This is a genomic window from Gallibacterium genomosp. 1, from assembly GCF_000771875.1.
Taxonomy (GTDB): Bacteria; Pseudomonadota; Gammaproteobacteria; order Enterobacterales; family Pasteurellaceae; genus Gallibacterium.
On sequence record NZ_JPXX01000005.1, the window covers coordinates 13,143 to 25,367 of the forward strand.

The 12,225-nt window shown below is 39.9% G+C and carries 6 protein-coding genes; all 6 read left to right on the forward strand.

Going from position 1 to position 12,225, the window contains the following annotated elements; translation table 11 throughout:
- Positions 1-195: 195 nt before the first annotated feature.
- The 6 genes from aceE to bioA all read left to right on the forward strand — a co-directional run bounded on the left by aceE (position 196) and on the right by bioA (position 12,223).
- Positions 196-2,859, forward strand: coding sequence for a pyruvate dehydrogenase (acetyl-transferring), homodimeric type (gene aceE, locus JP36_RS01395; RefSeq protein ID WP_039171215.1), 2,664 nt, complete (start codon positions 196-198; stop codon positions 2,857-2,859).
- 31 nt (positions 2,860-2,890) lie between these two features.
- Complete coding sequence (gene aceF / locus JP36_RS01400) at positions 2,891-4,777, forward strand: pyruvate dehydrogenase complex dihydrolipoyllysine-residue acetyltransferase (protein WP_039171218.1); 1,887 nt, start codon at positions 2,891-2,893, stop codon at positions 4,775-4,777.
- Between the two features lie 96 nt (positions 4,778-4,873).
- Positions 4,874-6,298 carry a dihydrolipoyl dehydrogenase gene (gene lpdA, locus JP36_RS01405; RefSeq protein ID WP_039135847.1) on the forward strand — a complete coding sequence of 475 codons (1,425 nt, stop codon included), beginning with the start codon at positions 4,874-4,876 and terminating at the stop codon, positions 6,296-6,298.
- Positions 6,299-6,465: 167 nt separating this feature from the next.
- The gene (lon, locus tag JP36_RS01410; protein WP_209434461.1) at positions 6,466-8,868 is read left to right on the forward strand and encodes an endopeptidase La; all 2,403 of its coding nucleotides are present in this window, start codon (positions 6,466-6,468) and stop codon (positions 8,866-8,868) included.
- 112 nt (positions 8,869-8,980) lie between these two features.
- A complete protein-coding gene (ppiD, locus tag JP36_RS01415; protein WP_039171225.1) occupies positions 8,981-10,846 on the forward strand; it encodes a peptidylprolyl isomerase in 1,866 nt (621 codons plus the stop codon).
- Between the two features lie 81 nt (positions 10,847-10,927).
- Positions 10,928-12,223 (forward strand): adenosylmethionine--8-amino-7-oxononanoate transaminase, encoded by a 1,296-nt coding sequence (gene bioA / locus JP36_RS01420; RefSeq protein WP_039171227.1) that lies wholly within the window; start codon positions 10,928-10,930, stop codon positions 12,221-12,223.
- Positions 12,224-12,225: the final 2 nt, after the last annotated feature.

Here is a 12,225-nt window from a genome sequence, read left to right on the forward strand (position 1 = left end):
TTGCTATGGTAAGACAAATTTTTTCTATCTTTATTTCAAAAAATCTAATAAAATTTCTAAAATTAGTTAATAAATTGTGAAGCTCCGAAAGCAACGCAAATGTTAATTAACAACTTTTTCAGCTGGGTGATGCATAGTTGGCAGTTTTGTGCGTCACACATTTTTTTAACCACAATAAGATAAAAGGAATAGCCCATGTCGGATATGGTAAAAAATGACGTGGATCCGATTGAAACCAACGATTGGATGTTGGCAATCGATTCAGTAATTCGTGAAGAAGGTGTTGAAAGAGCGCAATATATCATTGAACAACTCATTCAACGTGCAAGAGCTAATGACGTTTCACTTCCTACTGGAATGACAACAGACTATATTAATACCATTCCAGTTAATGAAGAACCTAATTATCCGGGTAATTTAGATCTTGAACGTCGCATTCGCAGTGTAATTCGTTGGAATGCGATTATGGCAGTATTACGTGCCTCTAAAAAGGATCTTGAATTAGGCGGACATATGGCATCATTCCAATCCTCCGCAACATTATATGAAGTTTGTTTCAACCACTTCTTTAAAGCTCGTAACGAAAAAAATGGTGGTGATTTAGTGTTCTTCCAAGGACATATTGCACCGGGAATTTATGCACGTGCATTTGTTGAAGGGCGTTTGACCGAAGAACAAATGGATAATTTCCGTCAAGAAGTTCACGGAAAAGGTATTCCTTCTTATCCTCATCCTCGCTTATTACCGGAATTTTGGCAATTCCCTACTGTTTCTATGGGGCTAGGTCCATTAAATGCAATTTATCAAGCACGTTTCTTAAAATATTTACAAAATCGTGGCTTGAAAGATACTTCAGATCAAACTGTTTATGCATTTCTTGGTGACGGTGAAATGGATGAAGTTGAATCACGCGGTGCGATTGCATTTGCTGCACGTGAAAAATTGGATAACTTAATCTTTGTTATCAACTGTAACTTGCAACGTTTGGATGGACCGGTAACTGGTAACGGTAAAATTATCCAAGAATTGGAAAGCAACTTTAAGGGTGCTGGTTGGGAAGTAATTAAAGTGATTTGGGGACGTCGTTGGGATCGTTTATTGCAGAAAGACACCTCCGGCAAATTGCTTCAATTGATGATGGAAGTGGTTGATGGCGATTATCAAAACTTCAAATCTAAAGATGGTGCTTATGTTCGTGAACACTTCTTTGGGCGTTATCCAGAAACGGCGGAATTAGTTAAAGATATGACAGATGATGAAATCTGGGCATTGAACCGTGGTGGTCACGATCCGATTAAAGTATTTGCTGCATTCAATAAAGCGAAACAAGTTAAAGGCAAACCGGTTGTTATCCTTGTTAAAACGATCAAAGGTTATGGTATGGGGGATGCAGCGGAAGGTAAAAACATCGCTCACCAAGTTAAGAAAATGGATCTTTCCGGCGTTAAACACGTTCGTGATCAATTTAATGTGCCTGTTTCCGATGCGGATCTTGAAAAACTTCCATATGTGACTTTCGCTGAAGGTTCAGATGAGTACAAATATCTTCACGAACGCCGTCAAGCATTACAAGGCTATTTACCGACTCGTTTACCACGTTTTACTCAAGAATTTAAAGTGCCTGGAATTGAAGAGTTTTCTCAATTATTTGAAGCTCAAGCACGTCCTATTTCAACCACAATGGCATTTGTACGTACATTAAATATATTGTTGAAAGATAAATCTATTGGTAAACATATCGTTCCAATCGTAGCCGATGAAGCGCGTACTTTCGGTATGGAAGGTTTATTCCGTCAAATCGGTATCTACAATCCGCACGGTCAGCACTATGTTCCACAAGATCGTGAACAGGTTGCATATTATCGTGAAGCGACTGATGGACAAGTCTTACAGGAAGGTATCAATGAACAGGGTGCAACTGCATCTTGGTTAGCAGCAGCTACTTCATATAGCACTAACGATTTACCGATGATTCCATTCTTCGTTTATTACTCAATGTTTGGTTTCCAACGTGTTGGTGATTTAATGTGGTTGGCAGGAGACCAACGTGCGCGTGGCTTTATGATTGGTGGTACATCTGGTCGTACAACCTTGAATGGTGAAGGTTTACAACACGAAGACGGACATAGTCACATTCAATCATTAACCATTCCAAGTTGTGTTTCTTATGACCCTGCATTTGCATTTGAAGTACCAGTTATTATCCAAGACGGTGTACGCCGTATGTATGGCCCGGATCAAGAAGATGTTTATTACTATATCACTACATTAAACGAAACCTATGATCAACCGGCAATGCCGAAAGGTGCGGAAGAGGGTATTCGTAAAGGTATCTATAAATTTGAAACCGTAACCGGTCAAGGTAAAGGTAAGGTTCAGTTACTAGGTTCAGGTGCCATTCTTCGTCACGTACGCGAGGCAGCACAATTATTGGCAAATGACTTTGGTGTATCTTCAGATGTTTATAGCGTAACTTCTTTTACTGAGTTAGCAAGAGAAGGTAACGAAATTGAACGTTACAACACGTTGCATCCGGAAGAAGAAGCAAAAGTGCCATATATTGCTAAAGTTATGAATGATGCGCCGGCAATTGCGGCAACCGACTATATGCGTTTATTTGCTGACCAAGTTCGTGCGTATGTTCCGGCAAGCAGCTATTTGGTGTTAGGTACTGATGGTTTCGGTCGCTCAGACAGCCGTGAAAATTTACGTTCACACTTTGAAGTTGATGCACATCACGTTGTGGTGGCGGCATTATCTCAATTAGTGAAGGCCGGCACTTTAGATAAGAAAGTGTTAGTTGAAGCCATTAAGAAATATGGTATCGATACCGATAAAGCGTATTCTTTACACGCATAATGAACTGTAACAATCACAAAGGATATAAATTATGTCAAAACAAATTGCTATTCCAGATATCGGTGGTGATGAAGTTACTGTAACAGAAGTTATGGTTAAAGTTGGTGACACCATTGATGTTGATCAAAGTGTGATCAATGTTGAAGGCGATAAAGCCTCAATGGAAGTACCAGCACCGGAAGCAGGTGTGGTAAAAGAAGTATTGGTAAAAGTGGGTGATAAAGTTTCTACCGGTACTCCTATGTTGGTATTAGAAGCAGCGGGTGCGTCAGCACCTGCTCCTGCAGCGGAAGCAGTGCCATCTCCAGCGGCAGCACCGACTGCAGCAGCTTCTGTTGTTGATGTTCAGGTTCCGGATATCGGCGGAGATGAAGTTAACGTTACTGAAATTATGGTTGCAGTAGGCGATACTGTTAGCGAAGAACAGTCATTAATCACCGTTGAAGGCGATAAAGCTTCAATGGAGGTGCCTGCGCCATTTGCTGGTGTGGTAAAAGAAATTTTAGTTAAATCAGGTGACAAAGTTTCTACCGGTTCATTGATTATGCGTTTTGAAATTGCCGGCGCAGCAGCTGCAGCAGCACCTTCTCCTGCAGCGGAAGAGACTCAGGTGGCAGCACCTGCGGTTAGTGGAGGTGTTCAGGACGTTCACGTTCCGGATATTGGCGGAGATGAAGTGAATGTGACCGAAATTATGGTAGCAGTAGGTGACAGCGTTGCTGAAGAACAATCATTAATTACGGTTGAAGGTGATAAGGCTTCAATGGAAGTGCCTGCTCCTTTTGCCGGTGTAGTAAAAGAAATTTTAATTAAATCAGGAGATAAGGTTTCTACCGGCTCATTAATTATGCGCTTTGAAGTAGCTGGCACAGCGCCTGTGATAGCTCCGGCACAACAACCTGCAGCAGCGCCTGCTCCTCAAGTGGCAGCATCAGCGCCAGCCTCGGCAGCTTCTAATGAAGATGTGACTAAGAGCGCAAGTTTCGCTCACGCAACTCCGGTTGTTCGTCGTTTAGCGCGTGAATTTGGTGTGAACCTTGATAAAGTGAAAGGTACAGGTCGTAAAGGTCGTATCTTAAAAGAAGACGTTCAAGCTTATGTTAAAGCGGCTATTAAAGCGGTTGAAAGTGGTTCTGTTTCTACATCGTCTGCTGGAGGTAATGTCGGATCAGGTTTAGGATTGTTGCCGTGGCCGAAAGTTGATTTCAGCAAATTCGGTGAAACTGAAGAAGTTGAATTGGGACGCATTAAGAAAATTTCAGGAGCTAACTTACACCGTAACTGGGTAATGATCCCTCACGTAACACAATGGGATAAAGCAGATATTACTGAGCTAGAAAAATTCAGAAAAGAGCAAAATGTATTAGCTGAAAAACAGAAACTTGATGTTAAAATTACTCCGCTTGTCTTTATTATGAAAGCGGTAGCAAAAGCGTTGGAAGCTTATCCAAACTTCAATAGTTCAATTACTGAAGATGCACAACGTCTGATCTTGAAGAAATACATCAATATCGGCGTGGCGGTAGATACACCAAACGGTTTGGTTGTACCGGTGTTTAAAGATGTTAATAAGAAAGGTGTTATTGAACTTTCTCGTGAATTGGCAGCAATGTCGAAGAAAGCGCGTGCAGGTAAATTAACAGCTTCAGATATGCAAGGCGGATGCTTTACTATCTCAAGTTTAGGTGGTATCGGTGGTACTCACTTTACCCCTATCGTTAATGCACCGGAAGTGGCAATTTTAGGGGTTTCTCGTTCAGAGATGACACCGGTGTGGAATGGTAAAGAATTTACACCACGCTTGATGTTACCATTGTCATTGTCTTACGATCACCGAGTGATTGATGGAGCGGACGGTGCACGCTTTATTACCTATATTAGTGGTGTGTTGTCGGATTTACGCCGCTTAGTCATGTAGTAATGGAAACGAAAGCCTGAGTTGATCAGGCTTTTGTTATAATTAATTTAATTGCCGTCCTAACATTTTGTTAGAGAAAAAATCAAGAGGCTTAACATGAATAAAGAAATTAAAACACAAGTAGTTGTTTTAGGTGCTGGTCCTGCAGGATATTCAGCGGCATTCCGTTGTGCAGATTTAGGGTTGGAAACCGTTATTATTGAACGTTTTTCAACTCTTGGTGGGGTATGCTTAAACGTAGGTTGTATTCCGTCTAAAGCATTATTGCACGTTGCTAAAGTGATTGAAGAAGCTAAATCTTTAGCTGAGCACGGTATTGTTTTCGGTGAACCAAAAACCGATATTGAAAAAATTCGTGGTTGGAAAGAGAAAGTTATCAGTCAATTAACCGGTGGTTTAGCTGGTATGGCAAAAATGCGTAAAGTTCAAATCGTAAACGGTTATGGAAAATTTGCCAGTGCAAACAGCATTATTGTTGCCGGAGAAGAAGGCGAAACTAAAATTACATTTGATAACGCAATCATTGCTGCGGGCTCTCGTCCAATTCAATTGCCGTTTATTCCACACGATGATCCGCGCGTTTGGGATTCAACAGATGCATTAAAACTTAAAGAAGTACCTGAAAAATTATTGATTATGGGTGGTGGTATTATTGGTCTTGAAATGGGAACTGTTTACCACGCACTAGGTTCACAAATTGATGTTGTGGAAATGTTTGATCAGGTTATTCCGGCAGCTGATAAAGATGTGGTTAAAATCTTTACTAAACGCATCGAGAAAAAATTCAACCTCTTGTTAGAAACTAAAGTTACTGCGGTAGAAGCGAAAGAAGACGGTATTTATGTTTCTATGGAAGGAAAAGGCGCAAATGAAACTCGCCGTTATGATGCCGTGTTAGTTGCTATCGGTCGTACACCGAACGGTAAATTAATCGATGCACAAGTGGCAGGTGTTGAAGTGGATGAACGTGGCTTTATTCGTACCGATAAACAGATGCGTACTAACGTTCCTCATATCTTTGCAATTGGTGATATTGTTGGTCAACCAATGTTGGCTCACAAAGGTGTTCACGAAGGTCACGTAGCGGCAGAAGTGATTGCCGGACAAAAACACTATTTTGATCCGAAAGTGATCCCATCTATTGCTTATACTGAACCTGAAGTGGCTTGGGTTGGTAAAACAGAAAAAGAATGTAAAGCCGAAGGCATTTCTTATGAAGTGGCAACTTTCCCTTGGGCTGCATCAGGTCGTGCGATTGCTTCAGACTGCTCGGATGGTATGACAAAACTTATTTTCGATAAGAATACACACCGTGTAATTGGTGGGGCAATTGTTGGAACTAACGGGGGTGAATTATTAGGTGAAATCGGTCTTGCAATTGAAATGGGTTGTGATGCGGAAGATTTGGCATTAACAATTCACGCTCACCCTACATTACACGAATCTGTCGGTTTAGCGGCAGAAGTATTTGAAGGTACAGTAACTGATTTACCGAACGCAAAAGCGAAAAAGAAAAAATAATTTGTTAAGAACTCATTAAGTTTATACTACAATCTAAAATCTGCACATTGACCAAAAGTTGAGGTGCAGATTTTTTACTTATTTAGATGAAAAAGACCTATTACCCTTGATATCAAAAAAAGTTCCCCCATATACCTCAAACTATAGAAATAGACAAGAGAACTATAATTATGAGCAAAGAGTTACCACAAAAACAGATTCCTGTCTTACCGTTACGGGATGTTGTCGTGTTTCCACATATCGTAATGCCGCTATATGTAGGAAGAACAAAGTCTATCCGTAGTCTTGATGAAGCGATGGATAGTGGCAAAGATATTTTATTAGTGACTCAAAAAGAAGCTAATTTGGAAGAGCCGACTGCAAAAGATATTTACCAAATAGGAACAGTTGCTACTATTATTCAATTGTTGAAATTGCCGGATGGCACAGTAAAGGTACTTGTCGAAGGAAAATCAAGAGCGAAAGTACTTTCATTTGAGAGTGAGGAATATTATTCTGCCGAGATAAGTGAAATCACTGAGATCGTAGATAATGATGTTGAGTTGGATGTTATTCAGACGACAGTTTTAACTGAATTGGATAAATTTGCACATCAACAACATAATAAAGTTAAACCTGAAGTATTAACCGCATTGAAAGATATTCACGATCCGAAAAAACTGGTTGATACTTTAGCAGGCAATATACCATTCTCATTAGAGAAAAAGCAGACATTATTGGAACAAGATAATGTCTTTGCTCGCTTTGAAATGTTACTAGGGTTAATTCAAGCGGAAATGGAAATCAGTAGCTTGGATAAAAAAATTCGTGATCGTGTGAAAAAACAGATGGAAAAAAATCAACGCGATTACTATTTGAATGAACAGATTAAAGCAATACAAAAAGAGCTTGGTGAAGTAGAAACTGTTGAAAATGAAGTACAACAATTAAAGAAAAAAATTGCTGATGCAAAAATGCCTAAAGAGGTTCAAGAAAAGGCGGAATCGGAATTACAAAAATTAAAAATGATGTCGCCGATGTCAGCGGAAGCCTCTGTGGTTCGTACTTATATTGATTGGATGGTACAAGTACCGTGGCATAAACGCACTAAGGTGAAAAAAGATCTAAAACAGGCGGAAGAAATTTTAAATAATGATCATTATGGATTGGAACGTGTTAAAGAACGCATTCTAGAATATTTAGCGGTACAAACTCGTACCAATCAGATTCGTGGACCAATTTTATGTTTGGTAGGGCCTCCGGGGGTTGGTAAAACTTCATTGGGGCAATCTATTGCTCAAGCTACCGGTCGTAAATATGTGAGAATGGCGTTAGGTGGCGTGCGTGATGAAGCTGAAATTCGTGGTCATCGTCGAACTTATATTGGTGCTTTGCCGGGTAAACTTATCCAAAATATGGCGAAAGTGGGTGTGAAAAACCCATTATTCTTGTTGGATGAAATTGATAAATTGGGTGCGGATATGCGTGGCGATCCGGCATCAGCGTTATTGGAGGTGTTAGATCCGGAACAGAATAACACATTCAGTGATCATTATCTTGAGGTAGATTATGACCTTTCCGATGTGATGTTTGTTGCCACTTCCAACTCAATGAATATACCGGGACCGTTACTTGATCGTATGGAAGTCATTCGTCTTTCTGGTTATACCGAGGATGAAAAACTGAACATTGCAATGCGTCATTTGTTGAACAAACAGATGGAACGTAATGGTTTGAAAGCAAAAGAGTTAATCGTTAAAGAAGAAGCAATTTTAGATATTATTCGTTATTACACACGTGAAGCGGGTGTGCGTAATTTAGAACGAGATATTTCTAAAATCTGCCGTAAAGCAGTGAAGAATTTATTATTGGATAAATCCTTGAAACAAGTTGTTGTTGATAGTAGTAATCTACACGATTATCTTGGCGTCAGACGTTTTGAATACGGCAAAGCAGATAATCAAAACTGTGTTGGAGAAGTTACTGGTTTGGCGTGGACAGAAGTTGGAGGTGATTTATTAACTATTGAAGCGGCTTCAGTGTCAGGCAAAGGTAAATTAAATTACACTGGTTCTTTGGGTGATGTAATGAAAGAATCCATTCAGGCAGCAATGACGGTAGTTCGTGCTAGAGCTGAACAGTTGGGTATTAATGCGGATTTCTATGAAAAACGAGATATTCATATTCACGTTCCTGAAGGGGCAACCCCGAAAGATGGCCCAAGTGCAGGGATAGCAATGTGTACCGCTTTGGTTTCTTGCTTAACCGGTAATCCTGTGCGTGCCGATGTGGCAATGACAGGTGAAATTACTTTGCGTGGTAAAGTGTTGCCAATCGGTGGCTTAAAAGAGAAATTATTGGCAGCACATCGTGGAGGTATTAAGCGCGTCTTAATCCCGAAAGATAATGTCAAAGATCTTGAAGAAATTCCGGAAAATGCGAAATCTGCATTGGATATTCGTCCGGTTGAAACTATTGATGAAGTTTTAGCATTGGCACTGGAAAAACCACCGGTCGGGATTGAGGTAGTGAAAAATTTAGCCACTCCGAAAAAACGTAGTAGTAAAAATATGACATCAACTGTCAATTAATCAGCAAAAAGCCGGTCAAAATAAGATGACCGGCTTTTTAATAGATGCAGCCAACCCAACTTTTCTATATAATTTTGTCCATTATTGTTTTTATTATAAGGAAGCTCTCATTATGATGGAGAAACTGCGTGGCTATACACATAGTATGGTCTGGAAAGTATTAATGTCGGTCATTGCCATTTCATTTGTGTTGAGTGGTGTTGCCGGTTATTTAATTTCCCGCCAAAACACCTCGGCGGCAACCGTAAATGGTGTTGAAATTTCCCAACGTCTTTTCCAACAACAATATCAAAGCCAATATCAACAGCTGGCGATGCAGATGGGGGATAAATTTGCTGCAGTGGCGGATTCTGCCGAATTTACCAACGGTTTACGTCATTCTGTATTGGATCGTTTAATTGATGATGAATTATTACGCCAATACAGCAAAGAGTTGGGATTGGGTGTAGGCGATGAAGCGATTAAGCAGGCGATCGTAATGAATCCAGTATTCCAAAAAGATGGTCAATTTGATAACGCAGTTTATCAACAATTGTTAGCTAATAATAATCTTACTCCGGATCAATATGCGGAAATTGTGCGTCAGGATTTAGTTTTATCACAATTAATGGGATCTTTATTGGCAAGTGATTTCTTAACTGAAGCGCAACAACAGCAATTTGTGAAATTATTCTTTCAGAAAAGAAATGTGCGTTTAGCAACTTTCCCAGTAGCGGATTTAGCGGCTAAACAGACCATTTCAGATCAGGAAATTGAGAAATATTACAATGAGCATAAGGCTGCTTTTGCCACACCTGAGTTAGTAAAAGTACAATATATTGATGTTAATAAAGATAATTTGGCGAAAGAGCTGAAAGTGAGTGATGTTGAAGTTGCTCAATATTATCAAGACAATAAATCTCAATTTATGGGGCAGGCAAAACAGCATATTGCTCATATTCAAGTAAATACACAGGCGGAAGCGGATAATATTTACAACAAATTGCAACAGGGTGCAGATTTTGCTGAGTTAGCGAAAAAATATTCTATTGACCGTTTAACAGCGGTTAATGGTGGTGATTTAAGTTGGGTGGTTGCAGGACAATTACCGAAAGCCTTTGAGACTGTGGCTGATAACACAGCAGTAGGAGCTTATAGCAAACCAACCAAAGTGGATGATAAATATCACATTATTAAAGTGTTGGCTCGTAATGAAGCTACAGTATTACCGCTAGAAGAGGTTAAAAGTCGTATTACTGATCTTGTGCGTCAGGATCTGGCAGAACGTAAATATTTTAGTGTTGAAAAAGCGGTCGCAGATAAAGCATTTGAAGATCAAAGTGGTTTGGTTAATGCTGCCAAAGAGGGCAATTTAACAGTTGAAGAGACAAGTTATTTTGCACGTGATGATGTACCGGCGGCTTTAAATTTTAGCAATGTGATTACTGAAATGTTCAGCCCAGAACTTGTTCAGGGAGGTATGAACTCACAAATGATTAGCGTTGGTGAAAACCACAGTATCATTTTCCGAGTTGTAGATCATAAAGCGGCAGGTACTAAATCTTTAGCTGAAGCAAAAATGCAAATTACAACATTATTACAGCGAGAGAAAGCAGAAAATATTGAATTGGATCGTGTGAAGTCGTTGGTAACTAAATTACAATCCGGTGATAATAGTGCGATAGAATTTAAACAAAATCTGACAACAATTTATGCGGAAAGCAAAAATCCGGCATTGGATAAACAGATTTTTGCAATGCCGTTACCGGTAGATGGTAAACCAAGTTATCACGTTGGCATAGATCAAAATGGTGATATTGTAGCGATTGCTTTGGATAAAGTTGAAGATGGTCAATTATCAGCTGAACAACAAAAAGTATTTATTTCGCAATTGATGCAGTTCCGTGTAAATGATTTGCAAGCAACACTATTGAAAGCATTGCGTGAGAAAGCAAAGATTGAAATTAATCAGGAAATGTTAGATCAGCTACAAGAATAAATTATGGCTGATTGAATGATTAAAGCAAAAATAGCGCCTCATTAGGATTTCCTTGTGAGGCGATATTTTTAGGAGAGAAGAATGGATTTACAGCAACTTATTTCTATTGATCGTGAGCATATTTGGCATCCTTATACTTCTATGCTTGAACCGGTATCAGTTTATCCGGTGGAACGAGCGGACGGTGTAGTAATTACATTAAAAGATGGTCGGACATTAATTGATGGAATGTCTTCGTGGTGGGCAGCATTACACGGATATAATCATCCGGAGTTAAATCAAACACTGCAACAACAAATCAGTAAAATGAGTCATATTATGTTTGGCGGTTTTACTCACGAACCGGCGGCAGAACTGGCGCAAACACTTCTTTCCATTTTACCGCAACCATTGGATAAGATTTTTTTTGCCGATAGCGGTTCAGTTGCGGTTGAAGTAGCAATGAAAATGGCAATTCAATATCAACAGGCTAAAGGTGAAAGTAATCGTTATCAGTTTGCTACTATTCGCTCTGGTTATCACGGTGATACTTGGCACGCAATGTCGGTTTGCGATCCGGTTACTGGAATGCACTCACTTTTCAGTAAAAGTTTGCCGATCCAATATTTCTTGCCACAGCCACCAATAAAATTTGATCAGGCGTGGCAGGAGCAAGCGATTTTACCGTTACAGGATTTGTTGGAAAAACATCATCAAACCATTGCTGGCTTGATTCTTGAGCCGATTGTGCAAGGTGCGGGTGGAATGTATTTTTATTCCCCTGTTTATTTACAGAAAGCTAAAGCACTATGCGAACAGTATGGTGTTTTGCTTATTTTTGATGAAATCGCTACTGGTTTCGGACGTACAGGAAAACTATTTGCTTATCAGCACGCTAATGTGATTCCGGATATTATCTGTATTGGGAAGGCGTTAACTGGGGGTTATATGACCTTGTCGGCAACGATAACTTCTAAGCAAGTAGCGGAAACTATTTGTACCGGTAAGGCAAAATGTTTTATGCACGGGCCAACTTTTATGGGAAATCCATTAGCTTGTGCAGTGGCAAATGCCTCAATTAAACTATTATTACAAAGCGATTGGCAGGCACGGATAAAACGAATTGAACAGCAATTAAAACAGGGCTTGGCGGAAGCAGCACGATGGGATTGTGTGCAGGAAGTAAGAGTGTTGGGCGCAATCGGGGTGATTGAAATGAAACAAGCCGTGAATATAGCAACCTTACAGCCTAAATTTGTTGAGCAAGGGGTTTGGTTGCGTCCATTCGGCAAACTGGTTTATGTTATGCCGCCATTTATTATTAGCGAAACTGAACTGGCGCAATTAATTTCAGGGCTATTGTCAGCCTTAAAAGCAGAATATCAAATCGAAGAATAGTT